Annotated in this window: 20 protein-coding genes, 3 tRNA genes and 1 pseudogene; 18 read left to right on the top strand and 6 right to left on the bottom strand. The window is 56.4% G+C overall.

The window, feature by feature from the left end:
- Window positions 1–29 precede the first annotated feature (29 nt).
- Window positions 30–1,100 carry a GlxA family transcriptional regulator gene (locus AC0L6A_RS11135; protein ID WP_473290046.1) on the bottom strand — a complete coding sequence of 357 codons (1,071 nt, stop codon included), beginning with the start codon at window positions 1,098–1,100 and terminating at the stop codon, window positions 30–32.
- An 89-nt stretch (window positions 1,101–1,189) separates the two neighbouring features.
- Between AC0L6A_RS11135 and AC0L6A_RS11130 the strand changes: the two genes are divergently transcribed.
- From AC0L6A_RS11130 to AC0L6A_RS11110, 5 genes are all read left to right on the top strand, one after another.
- A tRNA-Val gene (locus tag AC0L6A_RS11130) sits at window positions 1,190–1,265 on the top strand.
- A gap of 38 nt (window positions 1,266–1,303) precedes the next feature.
- A complete protein-coding gene (locus tag AC0L6A_RS11125) occupies window positions 1,304–1,900 on the top strand; it encodes a histidine phosphatase family protein (protein ID WP_473290044.1) in 597 nt (198 codons plus the stop codon).
- 79 nt (window positions 1,901–1,979) lie between these two features.
- A tRNA-Asp gene (locus tag AC0L6A_RS11120) sits at window positions 1,980–2,056 on the top strand.
- 150 nt (window positions 2,057–2,206) lie between these two features.
- A tRNA-Asp gene (locus tag AC0L6A_RS11115) sits at window positions 2,207–2,283 on the top strand.
- Between the two features lie 81 nt (window positions 2,284–2,364).
- Window positions 2,365–2,577 (top strand): RND transporter, encoded by a 213-nt coding sequence (locus AC0L6A_RS11110; RefSeq protein ID WP_473290043.1) that lies wholly within the window; start codon window positions 2,365–2,367, stop codon window positions 2,575–2,577.
- A gap of 57 nt (window positions 2,578–2,634) precedes the next feature.
- On the opposite strand, the gene AC0L6A_RS11105 is transcribed toward AC0L6A_RS11110, so the two are convergent.
- Window positions 2,635–4,011 carry a M20/M25/M40 family metallo-hydrolase gene (locus tag AC0L6A_RS11105; protein WP_473290041.1) on the bottom strand — a complete coding sequence of 459 codons (1,377 nt, stop codon included), beginning with the start codon at window positions 4,009–4,011 and terminating at the stop codon, window positions 2,635–2,637.
- A gap of 260 nt (window positions 4,012–4,271) precedes the next feature.
- Between AC0L6A_RS11105 and hemA the strand changes: the two genes are divergently transcribed.
- From hemA to AC0L6A_RS11085, 4 genes are all read left to right on the top strand, one after another.
- Window positions 4,272–5,495 (top strand): 5-aminolevulinate synthase, encoded by a 1,224-nt coding sequence (gene hemA, locus AC0L6A_RS11100; protein ID WP_473290040.1) that lies wholly within the window; start codon window positions 4,272–4,274, stop codon window positions 5,493–5,495.
- A gap of 107 nt (window positions 5,496–5,602) precedes the next feature.
- Window positions 5,603–6,823 carry a helix-turn-helix domain-containing protein gene (locus tag AC0L6A_RS11095; protein WP_473290038.1) on the top strand — a complete coding sequence of 407 codons (1,221 nt, stop codon included), beginning with the start codon at window positions 5,603–5,605 and terminating at the stop codon, window positions 6,821–6,823.
- Window positions 6,824–6,918: 95 nt separating this feature from the next.
- Complete coding sequence (ispG, locus tag AC0L6A_RS11090) at window positions 6,919–8,040, top strand: flavodoxin-dependent (E)-4-hydroxy-3-methylbut-2-enyl-diphosphate synthase (RefSeq protein WP_473290037.1); 1,122 nt, start codon at window positions 6,919–6,921, stop codon at window positions 8,038–8,040.
- Window positions 8,041–8,130: 90 nt separating this feature from the next.
- Entirely contained in the window at window positions 8,131–9,468 is a 1,338-nt protein-coding gene (locus AC0L6A_RS11085) for a S41 family peptidase (RefSeq protein ID WP_473290035.1), read from the top strand.
- A 21-nt stretch (window positions 9,469–9,489) separates the two neighbouring features.
- Here AC0L6A_RS11085 and AC0L6A_RS11080 read toward each other — a convergent pair whose 3' ends face one another.
- The 4 genes from AC0L6A_RS11080 to ccmI all read right to left on the bottom strand — a co-directional run bounded on the left by AC0L6A_RS11080 (window position 9,490) and on the right by ccmI (window position 11,916).
- A complete protein-coding gene (locus AC0L6A_RS11080) occupies window positions 9,490–9,843 on the bottom strand; it encodes a hypothetical protein (protein WP_473290034.1) in 354 nt (117 codons plus the stop codon).
- 119 nt (window positions 9,844–9,962) lie between these two features.
- Window positions 9,963–10,190 carry a DUF1289 domain-containing protein gene (locus AC0L6A_RS11075; RefSeq protein ID WP_473290032.1) on the bottom strand — a complete coding sequence of 76 codons (228 nt, stop codon included), beginning with the start codon at window positions 10,188–10,190 and terminating at the stop codon, window positions 9,963–9,965.
- The gene (ruvX, locus tag AC0L6A_RS11070) at window positions 10,187–10,654 is read right to left on the bottom strand and encodes a Holliday junction resolvase RuvX (protein ID WP_473290031.1); all 468 of its coding nucleotides are present in this window, start codon (window positions 10,652–10,654) and stop codon (window positions 10,187–10,189) included. The genes AC0L6A_RS11075 and ruvX overlap by 4 nt, the downstream gene beginning before the upstream one ends.
- Window positions 10,651–11,916, bottom strand: coding sequence for a c-type cytochrome biogenesis protein CcmI (gene ccmI / locus AC0L6A_RS11065; protein ID WP_473290029.1), 1,266 nt, complete (start codon window positions 11,914–11,916; stop codon window positions 10,651–10,653). The genes ruvX and ccmI overlap by 4 nt, the downstream gene beginning before the upstream one ends.
- Before the next feature lie 223 nt (window positions 11,917–12,139).
- Here ccmI and AC0L6A_RS11060 point away from each other — a divergent pair, with 223 nt between their 5' ends.
- The 9 genes and pseudogenes from AC0L6A_RS11060 (at window position 12,140) to AC0L6A_RS11020 (ending at window position 20,301) form a co-directional block, all read left to right on the top strand.
- Window positions 12,140–13,387 (top strand): sarcosine oxidase subunit beta family protein, encoded by a 1,248-nt coding sequence (locus AC0L6A_RS11060; RefSeq protein WP_473290028.1) that lies wholly within the window; start codon window positions 12,140–12,142, stop codon window positions 13,385–13,387.
- A 337-nt stretch (window positions 13,388–13,724) separates the two neighbouring features.
- Entirely contained in the window at window positions 13,725–14,048 is a 324-nt protein-coding gene (locus AC0L6A_RS11055) for a sarcosine oxidase subunit delta (protein ID WP_473290027.1), read from the top strand.
- Window positions 14,045–17,063, top strand: a pseudogene (locus AC0L6A_RS11050) (sarcosine oxidase subunit alpha family protein). Before AC0L6A_RS11055 ends, AC0L6A_RS11050 begins: the two are co-directional and overlap by 4 nt.
- Complete coding sequence (locus AC0L6A_RS11045) at window positions 17,056–17,610, top strand: sarcosine oxidase subunit gamma (RefSeq protein WP_473290026.1); 555 nt, start codon at window positions 17,056–17,058, stop codon at window positions 17,608–17,610. The pseudogene AC0L6A_RS11050 and the gene AC0L6A_RS11045 overlap by 8 nt, the downstream one beginning before the upstream one ends.
- Before the next feature lie 66 nt (window positions 17,611–17,676).
- Window positions 17,677–18,093, top strand: coding sequence for a hypothetical protein (locus tag AC0L6A_RS11040; protein WP_473290025.1), 417 nt, complete (start codon window positions 17,677–17,679; stop codon window positions 18,091–18,093).
- Window positions 18,094–18,233: 140 nt separating this feature from the next.
- Complete coding sequence (locus AC0L6A_RS11035) at window positions 18,234–18,656, top strand: hypothetical protein (RefSeq protein WP_473290024.1); 423 nt, start codon at window positions 18,234–18,236, stop codon at window positions 18,654–18,656.
- A gap of 56 nt (window positions 18,657–18,712) precedes the next feature.
- Window positions 18,713–19,114 carry a hypothetical protein gene (locus tag AC0L6A_RS11030; RefSeq protein WP_473290023.1) on the top strand — a complete coding sequence of 134 codons (402 nt, stop codon included), beginning with the start codon at window positions 18,713–18,715 and terminating at the stop codon, window positions 19,112–19,114.
- A 94-nt stretch (window positions 19,115–19,208) separates the two neighbouring features.
- Window positions 19,209–19,808 (top strand): superoxide dismutase, encoded by a 600-nt coding sequence (locus tag AC0L6A_RS11025; protein WP_473290021.1) that lies wholly within the window; start codon window positions 19,209–19,211, stop codon window positions 19,806–19,808.
- An 85-nt stretch (window positions 19,809–19,893) separates the two neighbouring features.
- Window positions 19,894–20,301, top strand: coding sequence for a GFA family protein (locus AC0L6A_RS11020; RefSeq protein WP_473290020.1), 408 nt, complete (start codon window positions 19,894–19,896; stop codon window positions 20,299–20,301).
- Window positions 20,302–20,325 lie beyond the last annotated feature (24 nt).

Raw genomic sequence — 20,325 nt, 5'->3', positions numbered from 1 at the left:
GCCCTTTTTTGTTTTGCTTAGATAACCAGCTATCCGCCGCCGGCAGAAAACCGATGCGGGGACATGCCAAATGTTTCGCGGAATTGTTTTGAGAAGTAGGCGGCAGAATCATAGCCGCAGGCGATGGCCACATCGACAACGGGCATGTCCGTTTCCGCCAAAAGGATACGTGCCCGTTGAAGGCGCAGATCCTGAAGGTACTTCTTTGGGGTCGTGTTTAGGTGGTGCCGGAACAGACGCTCCATCTGGCGACGTGAAATGCCCAGCTCTTCGGTGACGTGATCCAGATTGACGCTGTCTTCCAGGTTTTCCTCAAAATAGGTCAGCACGCGCACCAGCTTGTCATTGCGCACCCCAATCGTCGCGGAAGTCGAGCTTTGTTGGCGATCGGTCTCGGACCTTTGAACCGTGTGAAGGCACATGTTCAGGACGGCTTGCGCCAGAACCGGGCCGTGCGTGTCATAGATAAGACGTAGGAACAGATCGGTCGCTGCGGACCCGCCGCCACAAGACATCACGCGATTGTCGATGGTGTATAGCTGCTCGACCGGATCAAGGTCCGGAAAATGCTCGCGAAATGGGGCGATGTTTTCCCAGTGCAGCGTAAACTTGTGCCCGCCAAGAATGCCCGCTTTTGCCAGAGTATACGCGCCTGTGCAAAGCGATCCGACCGTATGCCCCATACGCCATTGCAAGCGCACCCAGTCCGATACTTTTGCGGATACGGATTTTTCTGGCTGCACACCTGAACAGATGAAAACCCGGCTGTTTGGGGGAATGTCGCCCAAAGGCTGGTCGATCCCAATCTCGATCCCGTTTGAGCAGCGTACGTTTTCCCCGTCTTCGGACATCGTAGTCCAGCTGTAAAGGCTTTGCCCTGTTAGCTGATTGGCGATGCGCAAAGGCTCAATCGCCGAGGTAAACGCCAGCATTGATAGGTTATCCAGCAGCACGAAAACAATCGGCTCTGGGGCAACCTGTGAGGTGATGGCGACATGTGCGACGCCCTTTGGAACGACGGGTTTTGGCATGGTAAACCTACTAATCTGATGTGTGATCTTAGCGGGGTTTGAGCGCCAAACAAAGTGAAGCAGCGTCATGTTGCAAACTGCTTGCGTCAGAAATTAAAAAAAGTGGATTTCACCTCTTGCCAAGCCCCGGTGAATAGCGATATGTCGCGTCCCACGGCGGGTGATTAGCTCAGTTGGTAGAGCGCTTCGTTTACACCGAAGATGTCGGGAGTTCGAGCCTCTCATCACCCACCATTTACTCCCCAAACCAATGATCGCATGATGCCAACATCATGACTTATGCGTTTCCAGAGCTTTACGTTATTCGCCACGGCCAGACCGAATGGAACGTCGCGCGACGCCATCAGGGGCGATTGGATTCGCCGTTGACTGTGAAAGGTCAGCAGCAAGCCCGCGACATGGGGCAAATGCTTGTGCAAGAGCTGGCAAGTCTTTCCGACATTCATGCATTCAGTTCACCGCAGGGGCGGGCGCTTCAAACTGCAGAATTGGCACTCGCCTCAATCGGTTGGCCGGTAACGCAGGACGCGCGCTTATGTGAGGTTGCGTTTGGAGCGTGGGAAGGGCTAACGCAGGACGAGATTGACGCAGGCTGGCCAGAACAGGCGTCCTATGCGGAACAGAACCCAGTTGAATGGAATTTCTCGTCCCCTGGCGGTGAGGGGCTGTACGATCTGCAAGCCCGTGCCGACAGTTTTCTGCGCGACCTAACCGGGCCTGCGGTTGTCTTTACCCATGGTGTCCTGTCGCGCGTTTTACGGGCGCGCTGGCTGGGGTTGAACGAATACGACATGCTGGGCCTTCCGGGCGGGCAGGGGGTTATTTTCCACCTGAGTTCCAGCGGCGGGCATCGCGTGATCGAAAAATAATCTGAATTTCGCAAAAGGCCGCTTGACGCCCCCGGCGGCTGGGCCTAGAACGCCCAAACAGTCGCAAGACTGGCAGTGAGCGGTTGTAGCTCAGATGGTTAGAGTACCGGCCTGTCACGCCGGGGGTCGCGGGTTCGAGCCCCGTCAACCGCGCCACCACTGCCCGAAAGAAGCCCCGCCTTTGGCGGGGTTTTTTCGTTGTTCAGCCTGTCGATTTCACGTCACGAAAGTGGAAGATAATTCCGCAGATCACAGAGCTTTTTCCATTGACCAGTTTGTGACCTCGGGCTATTCACGCCGCCACGCGCGGTTGTAGCTCAGCTGGTTAGAGTACCGGCCTGTCACGCCGGGGGTCGCGGGTTCGAGCCCCGTCAACCGCGCCATTTCACCACATTTCGTCAGATGCTCCGGCCTGTTAGGCGGGGATGCTGTTGTGGCGAAACCTCTGGGATCAGGAGCTAAAAATGTCCTTCATCGACGAATTGCCGTTCTCACTGATCTTGGTTGCCTGTTTGACCTTGGGTCTTGCGCCCTATGCCCCGCCGCATATTTGGGAAAAGCTGGGCATGCTGTTTTCTGGCACGTTGACCAAACCCGTGGATATCTTTGATTTCCTGATGCATAGCACGCCTTGGATCGTACTGATCTTAAAGCTGGTCCGCATGAAGCGCGCATAAGAAAACCCCGATAGGCAGTGCCCCCGGGGTTTCAGTTGTTTTAGGATTTGGTGGTGATCAGGCGAGTTCATCCAGAATACGAGCCCAGCTGCGGATTCCTTTGTGGAAGCTGTTCAGATCATATTTCTCGTTTGGCGAATGAATCTTGTCATCATCATTGGCAAAGCCCACCAACATGCTTTCCATGCCCAAGATCGATTTGAAATAGCCTGCAATCGGGATCGATCCGCCCATGCCGGCAAAGACAGCTTCGCGCTTCCATTCGTCTGACAGGGCCTTCTGCGCGGCACTGAACTCGGGCCGTGTAATGTCCATGACGGCTGCGGGTGAGCCTTCCAGATCATTGTCCCAGACCACTTTCATATCGGGCTTCAGCTGTGCTTCGACATGGGCGCGCACGCGGTCACGCAGCTTGTCGGGGTCCATATCGCCCACAAGGCGGCAGGTGATTTTGCAGTGCGCCTCGGATGGGATCACGGTTTTTGAACCAACCCCGTTATATCCGCCCCAGATGCCGTTCACTTCCAGCGTTGGGCGCGCCCATTGCTGTTCCAGACACGAGCGGTCCTTTTCGCCATGGTTCATCGTGTAGCCAGCATTGTCCAAATAGGCTTTTTCGTCGAAGCCCGAGTTTTCCCAGCCTTGCAACTGCTGGGTGGGGGTGTCGTGAACGCCCTCGTAAAATCCTTCGACAGCGACCTGACCGGTTTCTTCATTGTAGAAGCTGGCCACGATACGGGACATCTCGCGCAGAGGGTTCAGGCCGGGACCGCCGTAGTGGCCCGAATGCAAATCCAGCTTGGGGCCGATCAGGGTGAATTCGTCTTTCAACATGCCGCGCAGCTGGCTGGAAATCGAGGGCACACCGGGGCTGACCATTGAGGTGTCGCAGATCAGCGCAATATCCGAGGTCAGTTCATCGCGATTCTCTTCCATGAAGGGGATCAAGGACGGAGACCCCGATTCCTCTTCACCTTCAAAGAAGATTGTGAGTTTTGTGGGAAGCGAGCCGTGCACCTCTTTCCAAGCGCGGCACGCTTCGACAAAGGTCATCAATTGTCCCTTGTCATCGGATGCCCCGCGGGCGCGGATGATCTTGCCGTTCGGGGTATCTTCGACAAAAGGCGCAAACGGATCGTGGCCCCATTTGTCCAAGGACTCTACCGGCTGCACGTCGTAGTGGCCGTAAAATAGAAGATGCCGGTCGCCATCCCCGCCATGTCCCACAACCATCGGGTGGCCCGGAGTGTCGCGTCTATCAGCCTGAAAACCAATGGTTTTAAGGTCATCCACCAACCAATCAGCAGCCGTAACACAGTGTTCAGCGAATGCTGGATCTGTTGAAATGGATTGAATGCGCAAAAGGTCGATCAAGCGGTCGACGGCATCGGGAAGGTCCGCGTCAATGCGGTCCAGGACTTTATCAAGCGACATGTGGTGTCTCCGGTATCGGGAATTTGGCCGGGAGCCTATCACCCTAACGGCCACTGTCCAGATCGATTGCGCGCGGGACGAGTTGTCGCGATGGTTCGGAAAACTCTTCCGTTTGAGATGGATCAATGTAAAACCCCGATCAGTCCCGATATATGGGGCGAGCGAACAGACGCAACATACGTTTTTTTGAATGTGTTTTGCGGGGGAATCCCTGTATAAGACTGCGCAGGGAACTGGATGAAACGGCCCGGGAGGGTAACTTGGACTATAATCATAAGCTGGACGAGGCGCTGGCGCGTCTACACGAAGAAGGCCGCTATCGCACCTTTATCGAGATTGAGCGCGCGAAGGGGCAGTTCCCCCATGCGACATGGCTTAAGCCCGATGGGTCCGAAGCGCCTGTCACCGTTTGGTGCGGCAATGATTACCTTGGGATGGGGCAGCATCCGGCTGTTCTGGACGCCATGCACGAAGCGATTGACGCAACAGGCGCTGGGTCTGGTGGGACGCGCAACATCTCGGGCACCACGGTCTATCACAAGCGTCTGGAAGCTGAGATTGCAGATCTGCACCAGAAGGAAAGCGCGCTGCTTTTCACCTCGGCCTACATTGCGAATGACGCCACACTGTCGACGCTGCCCAAGCTGTTCCCCGGCCTGATTATTTACTCCGACGCCTTAAACCACGCGTCGATGATTGAAGGCGTGCGCCGCAATGGCGGTTCCAAGCGCATTTTCCGTCACAATGATGTCGAACATCTGCGCGAGTTGTTGCAGGCCGATGATCCGGCCGCGCCTAAGCTGATCGCGTTCGAGAGTGTTTACTCGATGGATGGCGACTTTGGTCCGATTGAAGAGATTTGTGACCTTGCCGACGAATTCGGTGCGCTGACCTATATCGACGAAGTGCACGCCGTGGGCATGTACGGCCCGCGTGGGGCAGGGGTCACCGAGCGTGACAACCTTGCGCACCGGATCGACATCATCAATGGCACGCTTGCCAAAGCCTATGGTGTGATGGGGGGCTATATCGCGGCCTCGGACAAGATGTGTGACGCTGTGCGCTCTTACGCGCCGGGCTTCATTTTCACCACGTCATTGCCGCCCGCAGTGGCCGCTGCTGCCGCTGCTTCGGTGAAGCATTTGAAAACAGATCAGGAATTGCGCGACAAACATCAGACGCAAGCCAAGATTTTGAAGACCCGCCTGAAGGCAATGGGGCTGCCGATCATTGATCACGGGTCGCATATCGTTCCAGTGATCGTGGGTGATCCGGTTCACACCAAGCAGCTGTCCGATATGTTGTTGGAAAACTTCGGTATTTACGTTCAGCCGATCAATTTCCCAACCGTTCCACGCGGCACTGAAAGGCTTCGGTTTACGCCGTCTCCGGTGCATGGTCCGGACGAAATGGACAAGCTTATTCGCGCACTGGATAGCCTCTGGTCGCATTGTGAGCTAAATCGTGCCGAACTCTCTGCTTAAGCGGAAAGTTAATATACACAAATTTGCGTGATGTGTTACCTTCCCTCAACGGAAACGGTGGACCACGAATTGTTTCCTTGGGACAATGAGGCATCAGGAGCAATCGTATGATCGGGCGTTGGAGCACGTCTCAGGTCGAGGAGGAAGAACAACCTACTGGGTTTGATTCCTACGATGTCCTGCTTGGCGACGTTATGCGCGGTGAACGCGCAACGCTTGGAAAGTCCCTTTTGGATGTTCAGCGAGAGCTCAAGATCAAAGCCACCTACATCGCAGCTATTGAGAATTCCGACCCCTCGGCCTTTGCATCGCAAGGCTTTATTGCGGGGTATGTTCGTTCCTATGCACGCTATCTGGGACTTGACCCGGAATGGGCTTATTCGACCTTCTGTAAGGAAGCCGGTTTCGAAGTGGATCGGGGTAGTTCCAACGGCCTTATGAGCGAAAAGAAGGCTGATCGGAGACCTGAGCACCGCGGCGATCCCCTTTCCAATCCAAAGGCCAGCTGGGTTCCTAAGAAGGAAAGCGTGTTCACGGGTGTCGAACCCGGTGCGATCGGCTCAATTTCCATGCTTCTGTTGCTGATTGGCGGCCTTGGCTATGGTGGCTGGGCAATGCTGAAAGAAGTTCAGCGCGTTGATTTCGCCCCGATTGAACAGACCCCCGGAGTTCTGTCAGAGCTGCCTGATTTTGGCACTGCAACCTCACCCGTTGCCAGTGAAGAAACCGAAATCGCCTCTGCCGCAGGTCTGAATACGCCACCATCCGTTGAGGCGTTGGATCGACTTTATCGCCCGCAGGCCTTGGACGTGCCGGTAATGACCCATCGCGATGCACCGATTTCGACACTGAACCCGAATTCTGTTGGCGCTTTGGCGGGACTTCAGACCCCATCCTTGGAACTGCCGGAAGAAGCATTCCCCGAAAGCGCGACACGCTTGGCTGATGCGTCCAGCGCGAGCGTTCCCGAAAGCAGCGTGCAAGTTTTGGGCGCAGACGCCGCGGATGTCGCGGTCTTCGCAGTGCGCCCGTCTTGGGTTCGCATTCAAGCCGCAGATGGCAGCGTGATCTTTGAGAAAATCCTTGATGCCGGTGAAACCTACGTGCTGCCGAAGACCGAACAAGCCCCGGTCTTGCGGTCGGGTAATGCAGGTTCCGTTTACTTCGCCGTAAACGGGGCGGCTTATGGCCCCGCTGGGGATGGCCCATCGGTCGTCAAGAACGTGGCATTGTCACAAGATGCGGTGCTTGAGAACTTCGCTTTGGCCGATCTTGAAGGCGATGCCGACCTTGCGACCGTTGTGGTCGAGCTTCAGGCGACCGAGTAACCGCGCATTCTCAGATCTATTTTCGGGCGCGCCTTGTCGCCTCGGGGATGGCGGGTTATCTCTCACTCCAAGTGAACCCATTTGGAAGCCTGCACATGTCTCACAATCCCATTCGTCCGTGGCGTGATATCGAGCGTCGGAAATCCCGGCAAATCATGGTGGGGAATGTGCCCGTAGGGGGCGATGCGCCGATTGCCGTGCAGACCATGACCAACACCGACAGTTCGGATGTGAAGGCCACGCTGGGACAGGTTCTGGCCGCCGCCGAGGCAGGCGCAGATATCGTGCGCATTTCCTGCCCGGATGTGTCATCGACCACCGCATTGAAAGAGATCGTGGCAGAAAGCCCGGTGCCGATCGTGGCCGACATTCATTTCCACTACAAACGCGCCATTGAGGCCGCCGAGGCAGGGGCCGCCTGTCTGCGGATCAACCCGGGCAACATCGGGGATGCAGGCCGCGTGCGCGAAGTGATCAAGGCTGCGAAGGATCACGGTTGTTCGATCCGTATCGGGGTGAATGCCGGGTCATTGGAACGCCATCTGCTTGAAAAATATGGGGAACCTTGCCCCGAGGCGATGGTGGAAAGCGGATTGGAGCACATCCGTATCTTGGAAGACAATGACTTCCGCGAATACAAAATCAGCGTGAAGGCGTCGGACGTTTTCTTGTCCGCAGCAGCCTATCACGGCATTGCAGATGCAACGGACGCGCCCATTCACCTGGGTATTACCGAGGCTGGTGGCTTTGTGTCCGGCACGATCAAAAGTGCTGTTGGCCTTGGCAATCTGCTTTGGGCCGGGATCGGGGACACGATCCGTGTCAGCCTGTCTGCCGATCCGGTGGAAGAGGTGAAAGTAGGATTTGAAATCCTGAAGTCCCTTGGCCTTCGCCATCGTGGTGTAAACATCATCTCGTGTCCCTCGTGCGCCCGTCAGGGCTTTGACGTGATCAAAACAGTGGCCGAATTAGAAGGTCGTTTGGCGCATATTCACACCCCCATGAGCCTGTCGATCATCGGCTGCGTGGTGAACGGACCGGGCGAGGCACTGATGACCGATGTGGGCTTTACCGGCGGTGGCGCAGGGGCTGGCATGGTCTACGTGGCAGGCAAACAGGACCATAAGCTCGACAATGAAAAGATGGTGGATCACATCGTCGGATTGGTCGAAAAGCGTGCCGCCCAGATCGAGGCCGAAGCCGACGCAGAAACATAGACTATCGTATAGTATTTTAATGGACGCCTATTGATCCTTACCTATGGTCACCCCATCTAAACTCTGTCGCGCAGAACAGAGGATTTGAGCATGAAACGATTAACTGCATTTCTGGGTGCAGCCTGTTTTTCATTGCCTATCGCTGCTCAAGCTGAAGGCTTGAATGGTGTTTGGAAGTCAAAGGGTTACGGTCTGTATATGAGCCTAACGGACGATGGCGTTGTGCTGGATCAGGTCAGTGCTGGTGGCTGCGTAAAGCTCGGATCCTCGGATATTGAAGGTGGCAGTGATGGCCGCCTCCATGGCTCGGTAAAACTAACCGGCATGGGACGCTGGGCGGATACATTTGATTTCGATTTGGTTCCCAGCGGCGCGGATTTAGCGCTTGAGATTGGTAAGCTAAGCGAGATCACATTCAGCCCGGTTGAAACCTTACCACCGTCCTGCGAAGACCGTCCTGGCTGGGGTGCCTTAGAGAGTTTCGACATCTATTGGAGCTACTTCGACGAAAACTATGCGTTTTTTGAAGAACGTGGTGTCGATTGGCAGGTCCAGCGTGCGAAATTCCGTCCCGAAGTTGAAGGGGGGATAGGTCGCGGGCGTTTGTTCGAAATCCTAACTGAGATGACGCAACCGCTGAACGACGGGCACGTGTCTTTGCAAGCGATCCTGAACGAGGCTGAGTTCGGCGAAATCCCCGATTGGATTACAGAGATTGGTGAAGATCGTTTTGAAGGCATGGCGCGTGAATGGTTGAACATGGCCATAGACGGCAAGCCGACTAAGGCGGCGGATACCATCGCCTACGGCCGTACCGCAGATAATCTTGGCTATATGGCCATTATCGGCATGGATGGTGCGTTGCTGGATGAAAGCTCTGCGCGATTGGCCGCTGTTATGGATCAGGTGCTTGGGGATTTGGCCGGCACGGATGCGCTGGTGATCGATCTGCGCATGAACGGCGGTGGGGACGACCGTGTGGGGTATTATATCGCCGGGCGTTTCACCGATCAGGTTATCCCGGTTGGGACGAAGCAAGTTAAGGCTGCTGATGGCTGGCATCAGCTGATGGGCCTGCAGATTACGCCGACCAAAGGAGTGCACTATGAAAAGCCCGTTTATGTGCTGACCAGCGGCTTTAGTGCCAGCGCGGCCGAGACCTTTGCGCTTGCGCTGTCGCATTTTGAGAAGGTGACAATTGTTGGCGAACCCTCCAACGGTATCTTCTCGGATATGTTCTTTGTGGCGCTTCCAAACTGGTGGATGGCAACCATTTCAAACGAACGGTATCTGGACGCGCAAGGTCGCAATCACGAGGCAAAGGGCGTGCCATTGGACGTTGATGTCCCGATCCTTGCGTCGGATATTTTGGCCGGCAAAGATGCGGTGATGGAAAAGGTTCGGGGGCTGCACAGCGCAGACGATTGATACTTTCGCGGTACCCGGTCCCTAACGGATCGGGAACCGCAACCCGTCTTCCGTGATCAGCGCCCAACGTTCATTTGTTTGTACGTAAAGATCGCAGCGGCGTGATCCAGTAACAAAGGTGACGCAAATCACGCCGTCACCTTCGATGGTATAATGCCCAAGCCAAGTGCCACCTTCACCGTAAGTGTATGAATATTCGCCATTTTCAGAATATACACTTTCCCCGCCATCAAAGAAGGTCAGGGTGTGCCCTACGATCTGGTTGCTGATCTCATCTTTGGTCAGCGCGCGATCATCAGGGCGCGTGGTCCAACCGTCCGCAACCGCGAACTGTGGAAGCATCATCAAGCAAAGCAGGAATGGTCGTCGCAGCATGTGTTTCCCCGGTTGTGTTACGAAGCCACCTTGCGTTTCGGCGCGAGCCTAAACGCATTGGGTCTTCCGGAGCATAACGTGTGCGAAATGACGAAGGGGTAACAACCGAGTGAGCTGGATTAACCGAGGCGAGCGCGCCGTCCGCCGCGACGGCGTGTCAGTGTCGACTTGCGCGAGGGGAGCTCTTCCAGAACCGCGCGTCTTTCATCTTGCGACATTTGGGACCATGCGCCGATTTCGTCGATTGTGCGCAGACAGCCGGTACAGATGCGGGCCTTTGGGTGGACCACACATATATTCACACAGGGGCTTTCCACCTCGTCGCGTTTCCAGACGTCGTCGGTCATGTCAGGTGCCTCATCCGGTCAAGTACACCTTGAAGGATATACCCAGCAGCGACGTGATCGATGACCTCTGCGCGACGCTTTCGAGACGTATCCGCCTCAAGCAACGCCCGTTCAGCAGCCACAGTGGACAGGCGTTCATCCCAATAGGTGATCGGCAAATCGGTTAGTTTTTCAAGATTACGGGCGAAGGCGCGGGTGGATTGGCAGCGCGGGCCTTCTGACCCGTCCATGTTGCGCGGCAGTCCCAACACCAGCCCGCCCAGCTGCCGATCCTTGACGATTTCCAGCAACCGTTCCGCGTCCAATGTGAATTTCTTGCGTTTGATTGTCTCAAGTGGAGTGGCCACCTGCCGGAAACTATCCGACACGGCGACGCCAATGGTTTTGGTGCCCAGGTCCAGGCCCGCCACTGCGGTCATGGGGGGAAGGGACGCCGCGAACTCCTCAACGGTTTCGTAGATCACTGGGCAACCCCAGCTTGCGTCGCCGCGTCACGCACGGTGGCCAGCGCTTCGGGGTGGGCTGCAAAGATCGTCTGCGCCTCGTCCCAGATTGCTTGTGCGCGGGACGTATCACCGACCACACCCAGCACCGATATCAAACGCGCCCATTCTTCAGGCGTTCCACCTTCTGTGGCCAAACGCTCCGACAGGCGGGTGACCATGGATTGGATCATTGCTGCGCGATCTTCACCGCTCATGTCCGATGCCGCTTCGATATCTTCAGCGCTTGGGCCAGCAAGACCGGCAACCGGCGGGGCAATCGGGGCCTCAGGTGGCGTGTAGTTTTCACCGGCAAGGGTGGCCAGATCACCGATCTGATCGCGAATTGCGGGCCACCATTCTGCGTCAGCCGGGCCTTCTTCAAGCAACCCACGCCACAAGCGGAACGCCAAATCTGGGCGACCGTTCTGGGCAAACATCAAACCGGTATAGAACCGGGCAAACTGATGGCGGGGGTCACGCTCTAACGCGCTTTTCAACAGGGCTTCGGCATCTGGCGATATGAAACCACCGGCTGCGTTGATCATCAGCTCCGCCCGACGGGCATAGTCATCCGCAGTGGCCGCGTCGCCTTTAAGGTCAATTAGTTGCCCCATGGCAGCGTGTGCAGCGGTCAAATTGCCCAAAGCAGCTTCGTGCTGGGCTAGAAGGTCCAAGCCGCGCGGATCGTCTGGGCGTCCTGCCACAGCCTTACGCAGTCCATCGACAAGCTCTAGATAGTCCTGAGGCGCGTCAGCTGGCGGACCCGCCCAAGGGGGCATATCCGCTTCTGCCTGCGCTTGCGATGGACGACTCTCGCGCATTTCATTGCTCAGCTCAATGCGTTTGCTGCGTCCAAAGTCCGGCGCGCCGGGCACGCCGATGGTCAGGTAAAGCCCAAAGCTTCCGGCTGCCAACGCAGCAGCTACAAGACCCATGGCCCAACGGGTCAGGCCTTTGGGCGTCTCGGACGCGCGAATTCGGTTTTGGACAGCCTTGTCGGCCTCCAGCAAACGGCGCGAGATCTCGACCCGCGCGCGATCAGCGTCTTCTTTGGATACGGTGCCACGCGCAATATCACGGTCCAATTCAGACAGCTGGTCGCGATAGACCTTCATGTCCGAACTCATGGCAGCTTCGTCAGGGCGACTTTCCGGAGCGGCCGCCAGCATACGCCGTGCCAGTACAAGAATTGTAGCCAAGGTTGCTGCGCCAACAATGGCCCAGAATGTCCAGATTTCCATGTATTCTCCGCGCCTCTTCGCAACCTACTAGCCCACCCCATGTACTGCGCCAAGGGCTGTTACAAAACCCCAGATATCAGACTGCGACAAAAGGCATGCCAGGAAATTGGCGGGAAAAGCGCATTATGTCGTCTTTTTCCAATCAAATGACGCTGGGCTTTGATGGGATTTTGTCGTTTGGGCGTAAAACCGACACAAATCGAAACCCAAACAGGGGAATCGCATGCGACGTTATTCGGCATTTGCCATTGCGCGGGAAGCCGCGCGCTATCACAGCGGATGGGAACGGGCTTGGCGCTCGCCCAAGCCAAAGAAGAAATACGATGTTGTCATCGTGGGCGCGGGCGGCCACGGGCTGGCCACGGCGTTTTATCTTGGCAAGAACTTCGGGATCACCAATGTTGCGATCATCGAAAAGGGCTGGCTGGGCGGCGGCAACACGGGCCGCAACACCACCATCATCCGGTCGAACTACCTGCAAGACCCCTCGGCGGCGATCTACGAAAAAGCGCGTTCGCTTTACGAGACGATGAGTCAAGACCTGAACTACAACGTCATGTTCAGCCCTCGCGGCGTTATGATGCTGGCTCAGACCGAAAGCGAAGTGCGCGGATACGAGCGCACGGCGCATGCCAATGCGCTGCAAGGTGTGACGACCGAGTTCATTTCGCCCGAGCGCGTCAAAGAACTTGTGCCGATCATGAACATCAACGGCCCGCGTTATCCCGTTCTGGGCGCGCTGTGGCAGGCGCGTGGCGGCACGGCCCGTCACGATGCGGTTGCATGGGGCTATGCGCGTGCGTGTTCCGACATGGGCATGGACATCATCCAGAAATGCGAAGTGACCGGCGTGCGCCAAGAGGGTGGCAACGTCACCGGCGTTGATACGACCCACGGTCAGATCGACTGCGATAAGCTGGCGATGGTTGTTGCGGGCAACGCTGGCCATCTGGCTGATATGGCGGGCTTCCGTCTGCCGATGGAAAGCGTCGCCCTACAAGCGCTCGTGTCCGAGCCGATCAAACCCTGCATCGACGTGGTGGTCATGGCCAACACCGTGCACGGCTATATGTCTCAGTCCGATAAGGGCGAGCTTGTGATTGGCGGCGGCACCGACGGGTTCAACAACTACACCCAGCGCGGCTCGTTCCACCACGTGGAAGAAACCGTGCGCGCACTGGTCGAGACCTTCCCGATCATCTCACGTCTGAAAATGCTGCGCCAATGGGGTGGCATCGTGGACGTGACCGGAGACCGCTCGCCCATCATCGGCACAACGCCCTTGGGCAACTGCTTTATCAACTGCGGTTGGGGCACCGGCGGGTTCAAATCCATCCCCGGATCGGGCTGGGCCATGGCCGAGACCGTCGCCAAAGGCGAACCCGGCGCGCTGGCTGGCGCGTTTGGCCTGAACCGCTTCACCGAAGGGCGCTTTATTGATGAGAGCGTGGCAGCGGGGGTGGCGCATTGATGGTTACTCATCTGAAAACTGGCGTTTACGCTTCAGTTCCCAATCGTATTCCCAGCGCAGTTGCTCGACTGCGTAGGTATAGCCCATTGAATGCTCTGAGCATTTCAAAACAAGCCTATACAGCCGTCGAAGTTCGTGATTGGGGTGACTTTTCGCCCAGTTTAATTCGTTCTCAAGGTCGGACAATCTCGGCTTCCCTTCTAAGGAATCGCTTGCGGAATCGTTTCTGCAACCAACGTCAAGGCATTGGTTCAAATTCCCAATGCACACACTTTTGGAAGTTGTCCTCTGGCGCTTTCCCTAGGGAAAACCTGTTCATTTTGAAAGGAGTGCAGCCATGCTGATCCTTGAATGCCCCTATTGCGGCGTGATGGCCGATGAAACGGACCTGCATGGCGGCGGCGAGGCGCATCTGAAGCGCTATGGTCCCGGCTCGTCTGATGATGATTTCGAGACCTATTTGTTCCACCGCGCGAACCCCAAAGGCGTTCATTTTGAACGCTGGCGGCATGTCTCGGGTTGCGGCAAGTGGTTTCACGCGGCGCGCAACACCATGACGCTAGAGGTCTACGGCACCTATTCCGCCCAGACCTATGAGCCGCCCAAGGCGATCATCAATGCGGTCAAAAAGAAACATCCCGAATGGGAGGGCTATAAATGAGCACCCGTCTGGCAAATGGCGGTCGACTGATCGACCGCTCGAAACCGAAAAACTTCACCTTCAACGGCAAACGTATGAAGGGCTATGAAGGCGACACGTTGGCCGCAGCGCTTCTGGGTGAAGATCAGATGCTGATGGGCCGGTCGTTCAAATACCACCGTCCGCGTGGCGTTGTGGCCTCGGGCGCGGAAGAACCCAATGCCTTGGTCAATCTGGGGCAGGGCGGGCGTTTTGAACCCAACCAGCGCGTCACCACGACCGAGCTGTTTGACGGTCTGACCGCGACCTCGCAAAACCACTGGCCGAGCCTTGAGTTCGACGTGGGCGTGGTGAACAACTACGCCGCGCGCTTCCTGCCGGCGGGCTTCTATTACAAGACGTTCATGGCCCCTGCGGCCGCGTGGAAGCACGTGTTTGAACCGATCATCCGTAAATCCGCAGGTCTGGGCCAAGTCCCGACCGAAGCGGACGTGGATCGCTACGAGCATTACTATCACCACACAGACGTTATGGTTGTCGGCGGCGGTGTCGCCGGACTGGCGGCTGCTCTGGCCGCTGGTCGTTCCGGTGCGAAAACGCTGGTGATGGAGCAGACCCACCATTGGGGCGGACGTGCCCCTGTGGATGGCGGCGAGATTGACGGGCAGAGCGTTGACGACTGGATCGCGGCGACTTTGGCCGAGCTGGAAGGCATGAACAACGTCACCCTGCGCACCCGCATGATGGGATCGGGCGTTTATGACCACGGCTATGCGCTGGGGTATGAACGTGTGGCCGATCACACGCCGGGCGACGATCGTCCACGTCACCGTCTGTGGCGCATCCGTGCAGCCCAAATCGTGACCGCAACGGGCGCGATTGAACGTCCGTTGTCCTTTGCAGGCAACGACATTCCAGGCGTCATGCTGGCCGCGGCTGTGCGCGATTTTGCGGTGAACTGGGGCGTGTCCGTTGGTGACCGCACTGTGGTTGTCACCAACAATGACGACGCCTATCGCACCGCGCTTGTGTTGAAGGAAGCCGGGCTTGAAGTGCCCGTGATCCTTGACGCGCGCCCCGAAGCAACCGGCCCATTGGCCGAAGCGGCCCGTGCCGCTGGCATCCGAGTTGAGCCGGGCCGGGCCATCGCGAAAGTGAACGGTGGCAAGCGCGTCACCGGCGTCTCGATCTGCTTGCAAGCAGGCGAGGGATCGGCGCTGGAAGAAATCCCCTGCGACGCGGTCGCGATGTCGGGCGGCTGGTCCCCCGTTGTGCACCTGTGGTCGCATTGCGGTGGCAAGCTGAACTGGGTCGAGGCGCACGCGCATTTCCGCCCAGATCCTGACCGTGCGCCCACGGGCCATGATGGTGAAGCGTTTGTTGTGACCGCAGGTACGGCCTCGGGCGCGATGTCGCTGGCTGACACGCTGACTGATGCCTATGACGCAGGCAAGCAGGCGGCGAAAGAGGCGGGTGGTAAAGCCGTACGCAAGGCTGGTCCGAAGGCCGACGCGGAAGATGCGCAGCCTATGGCGCCCGTCTGGATTATGCCGCAAGGCGCGGGTCCGCAGAAGCGCATGAAGATGTGGCTGGATTACCAGAACGACGTGAAGGTTTCCGACGTGCAGCTGGCTGCGCGCGAAGGCTATGAAAGCGTTGAACATACCAAGCGCTACACCACATTAGGCATGGCGACCGACCAAGGAAAGCTTTCCAATATCAATGGCTTGGCGGTTCTTTCTGATGCGTTGGATCAAGAAATTCCAACCACCGGCACCACGACGTTCCGTCCACCCTACACGCCAATCAGCTTCGGGGCGATTGCGGGTGAAGCACGCCATGAAATCTTCCAGCCAATCCGTCGCACGCCGATGCACGAATGGCACGAAGAGGCAGGCGCGTATATGGAACCGGTTGGCCACTGGCGTCGTGCCTATTGCTATGCCAAGCCGGGTGAAACCAACGAACAAGCGGTACATCGCGAAGTTCTGAACACCCGCGAGAACCTCGGCCTTCTGGACGCGTCAACGCTGGGTAAACTGGTCGTCAAAGGCCCCGACGCGGGCAAGTTCATGGACATGATGTACACCAACATGATGTCGAACTTGGCTGTCGGGAAATGCCGCTATGGCCTGATGTGCTCGGAAAACGGGTTCCTGTCGGACGATGGTGTTGTTGCGCGCATCGACGAGGATACATGGCTGTGCCACACCACCTCGGGCGGGGCAGACCGCATCCACGCGTGGATGGAGGAATGGCTGCAAACCGAATGGTGGGACTGGAAAGTCTATGTCGCCAACATCACCGAGCAGCTGGCGCAAGTCGCTGTGGTTGGTCCGAATGCCCGAAAGGTGCTGGAAAAACTCGGTGGCATGGATGTGTCGAAAGAAACGCTGCCCTTCATGCAGTGGAAAGACGGCACGATCGGCGGGTTTGACGCGCGGGTCTATCGCATCTCGTTCTCGGGTGAATTGTCGTACGAGATTGCTGTTCCCGCCAGCCAAGGCCGTGCCTTCTGGGATGCGCTTTTGGAAGCGGGTGAAGAGTTCGGCGTGATGCCGTATGGCACCGAATGTCTGCACATCATGCGCGCCGAGAAGGGCTTTATCATGATCGGGGACGAAACCGACGGCACCGTGATCCCGCAGGATACTGGGGCTGAACTGGGCGATCTCGAAAAAGAAAGAAGACTTCCTTGGCAAGCGTGCACAACTGCGTAGCCACATGACCGATCCGACCCGTTGGAAACTTGTCGGGCTGGAAACGCTGGACGGTTCCGTCATTCCCGACGGCGCCTATGCAGTGGGCGAGGGCGACAATGTCTACGGTCAGCGCAACATGATTGGGCGCGTGACCTCGACCTATTATTCGCCGACGCTGAAAAAAGGCATCGCGATGGGTCTTGTGCTGCATGGACCTGACCGTATGGGCGAAGTGATCAGCTTCCCCACGGTAGATGGCTCCAACACGGTGATCAAGGCGCGGATCTGTGATCCGGTCTTCTATGACAAGGACGGGGAGAAGCAGAATGTCTAATGCTGTATCCGCACTCCAAGGTGCGTCGTTTGATGGCTATTGCAAAGTAGAAGAGGCCGGACTGGTCGGCATGATCACCTTGCGCGGCGACTTGTCGTCTGCGGGTATCGCCAAGGTTGTGAAAGCGGCCACGGGCGCCGCTATGCCGGGGCAGGGCGAGATTGCCGAGGGCAAAAAAGGCCGTGTTGGCTGGATGTCGCCAGACGAACTTTTGCTCATCGTAGATCACGCCGAGGCCCCGAAAGTGGTTGAGACCGCGACCAAAGCACTGGCGAAAGAGCATGCGCTGGTTGTCAACGTTTCGGACGCGCGCGCGGTCTATCGCGTAACAGGCGCAGCAAGTCGCGAAGTGATCGCCAAATTGGCGCCTGCTGACATGTCGATCATGCAGCCAGGTATGCTGCGCCGCTCACGCATCGCGCAAATCCCGGCGGCGTTTTACATGGAAGATGACGAGACCGCAGTTCTGGTCTGCTTCCGATCGGTCGCGCAATACGCGTTTGATCTGCTGAAAGACGCGGCCAAATCTGGGGGTGAGGTCTGGTAGACCTTCCCCCAGGCTCTCGGTGATATTGGCTTGCAATCAATGGTTGTTGTTGCCTAACTTCGCCGCATGCGTTTCATTTTAACGACTGTTTTCCTCGCCCTACTGCCAGCAATGGCTCAGGGTGAGATATTTCGGTGTAATATCAAACCTGATGGTACCGGCGATTGGATTCCAAAACGGCTGTTGATCGACCATAGTTCGGGGCAGGTTACAGCTGAAGTTTGGGGCCCGCTGATCAAGTATTTTGTTGGATCGCCAATGCCCGCTCGTGTCGTGGTTGAGAACGAAAAACGCCTGACTGTCGCGTGGGAAATAACACGTTTGACCAACCGCGCGGGGTCGGGGCGCCAGTACACACCGGCACTGGCATTTCGCGCAACACTTCTGAAGCCTTCGCTTCGATTGATCGTCAAATCCAAACCACGCGGCTACCCCAATGATTATCGAGGGGCAGGAGCCTGTCGGGTGCATTTAAAATCCTGATCACCTCATCTCGCGAGATAGAAACATGATCTACTGTGACACATTGCTGCGGTAGGGATTACCCTTCTTGTTTGGGTTGAAGTCGCTGCGATTTAAGGTAGATATGGGTGACGATTTTTATTTTTGAAGGGTACTGATTCATGAAGAATCTCGTTTTGAAAGCCGTTGCAACCGCCGCAGTTTGTGTTTTAGCAGTTCCAGCTTTCGCAACCACATATGAGTGCAAATTGAAGATGGGCAAGTCGGGTGGCAACTGGATGGGCCCCACCATGCACGTGAAGTACGACGAACAACGCGGTACAGCGACTGTGATTGATGGGGTGATCAATCACTACTATGGAAAACCGATTGAGGTTAGCCGGATCACAGACAACAACAAACGCGTCACGTTCGCCTGGAATGCACGCTTCGAAAGCCGCGCGGTGAACCGTCCCGGAGGTCGCAACTCGAACTTGGCTTACAGTCTGACAATCTTGAAGGCGAACATGAAAGCCAAAGTGCGTATGAAGCCTGTTGGGTATCGCAACAGCTGGAATGACAGCGGCGTGTGTGTTCGTAAGTAAGCCATCAAAACCTACCTACTTTTTACGATATGAGATCTAGTATGATGAATCTAAACATGAAAACCGCTTTGTGTGCGGTGTTTGCCATCTCGACGTCGGCATCGGCCGCGTTTGCAGTCAACTACAAATGTGAAATGAAAGAGAATTCGCTCATCCCGCCGCTTATCTTCATCATTGAAGACGGCGACCAAACATTCGCCTACGATGGATTAATCAAAGACATCTACGGCAAACCAATTCTGGCTAAAATTAGCGTCGATAACAACAAGCGCATGACCTATAGTTGGAATGTACATGGCGTGGTGGGAAAAAACTCAAATCGCGGAAACTCGGTTAATGGGAATATCAATTATCGCCTGACTCGTCAGAAGACGAGCGGTAAGGCTACCCTTCAGGGCAAGTTGGTTGGTTATGACAACAGTTTCCGTTCAAGTGGAAAATGCTCAATAACGAAGTAAAGATTGCAGTAGGCGGTGTGGTCCCTCTTGACCTTACCCCGCCTGCTGTCCCATCTAAGGGGCAACGGAAACACGCATGAACAGGGGGCCCAAAATGGCTTTTGAACTTCCCGATCTTCCTTACGCCCATGACGCACTTGCCGAACACGGCATGTCTGCAGAAACCATGGAATTCCACCATGACCTGCACCACAACGCTTATGTCACCAACGGCAACAAGCTGATTGAGGGCACTGAGTGGGCAAATAAATCTCTCGAAGAGATCATTGTTGGCACCTATGACGACAAAACTGTCGCGCAGAACGGTATCTTCAACAACATTTCGCAGCTGTGGAACCACAACCAGTTCTGGGAAATGATGGGTCCGGGCAAAGCGGCAATGCCGGGTGAGCTTGAAAAAGCAATCACCGAAAGCTTCGGTTCGGTTGACGAGTTTAAGTCGCAGTTCGCTGCTGCTGGCGCTGGTCAGTTCGGTTCGGGCTGGGCATGGTTGGTCAAGAACGCTGACGGATCATTGGCTGTCACCAAAACTGAAAATGGCGTTAACCCGCTGTGCTTTGGTCAGACCGCATTGCTGGGTTGCGACGTGTGGGAGCATTCGTACTACATCGACTTCCGCAACAAGCGTCCGGCTTACCTGACGAACTTCCTCGACAACCTGGTGAACTGGGACAACGTGGCTTCGCGCCTGTGATCGCTTGACTGGTTGAGCTAAGTTTTTCAAGGGGCGCCATTTTGGCGCCCCTTGTCATTTCAGACTGCAGAACAAGGATATGAAGATGAGTGAAGCTCGAAAAGCAGCCTGTCATTGTGGTGCCGTGACGTTCGAAGTGACGCTGAAAGAGGACCTTGCGACGGCGCGCCGATGTGATTGCAGCATGTGCCGGATGCGTGGCGCGGTGGTGGTGTCGGCGTCGTTGGATGGGATCAGTTTTACCAATGGGGAAGACAATCTGACCCTCTATCAGTTTGGCACAAAAACGGCGAAACACTATTTCTGCAAGACATGCGGAATCTACACGCATCATCAGCGCCGTTCCGACCCAAACGAGTTTGGCGTGAACGTGGCCTGTCTTGATGGGGTCAGCCCTTTTGATTTCCCCCAAGTGGTTGTGCATGACGGCGTAAATCACCCGTCGGACGGAAAAAGCGGTGTTGCCGGGGTGTTGAGATACAGCACCACATAGAATTTCGGCCCCTTTGAAACAGGA

This window comes from Aliiroseovarius sp. D2-2 (assembly GCF_055809455.1).
The sequence above is the reverse complement of the archived record's forward strand: the minus strand, read 5'-3'. Positions and strand labels throughout refer to the sequence as shown.

Coding starts and splice junctions, on each gene's coding strand:
- AC0L6A_RS11105 (WP_473290041.1), bottom strand. CDS start 4,011: ATGTCGCTTGATAAAGTCCTGGACCGCATTGACGCGGACCTTCCCGAT.
- ccmI (WP_473290029.1), bottom strand. CDS start 11,916: ATGGAAATCTGGACATTCTGGGCCATTGTTGGCGCAGCAACCTTGGCT.
- AC0L6A_RS11045 (WP_473290026.1), top strand. CDS start 17,056: ATGTCTAATGCTGTATCCGCACTCCAAGGTGCGTCGTTTGATGGCTAT.
- AC0L6A_RS11055 (WP_473290027.1), top strand. CDS start 13,725: ATGCTGATCCTTGAATGCCCCTATTGCGGCGTGATGGCCGATGAAACG.
- AC0L6A_RS11080 (WP_473290034.1), bottom strand. CDS start 9,843: ATGCTGCGACGACCATTCCTGCTTTGCTTGATGATGCTTCCACAGTTC.
- AC0L6A_RS11020 (WP_473290020.1), top strand. CDS start 19,894: ATGAGTGAAGCTCGAAAAGCAGCCTGTCATTGTGGTGCCGTGACGTTC.
- AC0L6A_RS11110 (WP_473290043.1), top strand. CDS start 2,365: ATGTCCTTCATCGACGAATTGCCGTTCTCACTGATCTTGGTTGCCTGT.
- AC0L6A_RS11125 (WP_473290044.1), top strand. CDS start 1,304: ATGACTTATGCGTTTCCAGAGCTTTACGTTATTCGCCACGGCCAGACC.
- AC0L6A_RS11095 (WP_473290038.1), top strand. CDS start 5,603: ATGATCGGGCGTTGGAGCACGTCTCAGGTCGAGGAGGAAGAACAACCT.
- AC0L6A_RS11025 (WP_473290021.1), top strand. CDS start 19,209: ATGGCTTTTGAACTTCCCGATCTTCCTTACGCCCATGACGCACTTGCC.
- AC0L6A_RS11135 (WP_473290046.1), bottom strand. CDS start 1,100: ATGACGCTGCTTCACTTTGTTTGGCGCTCAAACCCCGCTAAGATCACA.
- AC0L6A_RS11075 (WP_473290032.1), bottom strand. CDS start 10,190: ATGACCGACGACGTCTGGAAACGCGACGAGGTGGAAAGCCCCTGTGTG.
- ispG (WP_473290037.1), top strand. CDS start 6,919: ATGTCTCACAATCCCATTCGTCCGTGGCGTGATATCGAGCGTCGGAAA.
- AC0L6A_RS11035 (WP_473290024.1), top strand. CDS start 18,234: ATGAAGAATCTCGTTTTGAAAGCCGTTGCAACCGCCGCAGTTTGTGTT.
- AC0L6A_RS11030 (WP_473290023.1), top strand. CDS start 18,713: ATGAAAACCGCTTTGTGTGCGGTGTTTGCCATCTCGACGTCGGCATCG.
- AC0L6A_RS11060 (WP_473290028.1), top strand. CDS start 12,140: ATGCGACGTTATTCGGCATTTGCCATTGCGCGGGAAGCCGCGCGCTAT.
- AC0L6A_RS11040 (WP_473290025.1), top strand. CDS start 17,677: ATGCGTTTCATTTTAACGACTGTTTTCCTCGCCCTACTGCCAGCAATG.
- AC0L6A_RS11085 (WP_473290035.1), top strand. CDS start 8,131: ATGAAACGATTAACTGCATTTCTGGGTGCAGCCTGTTTTTCATTGCCT.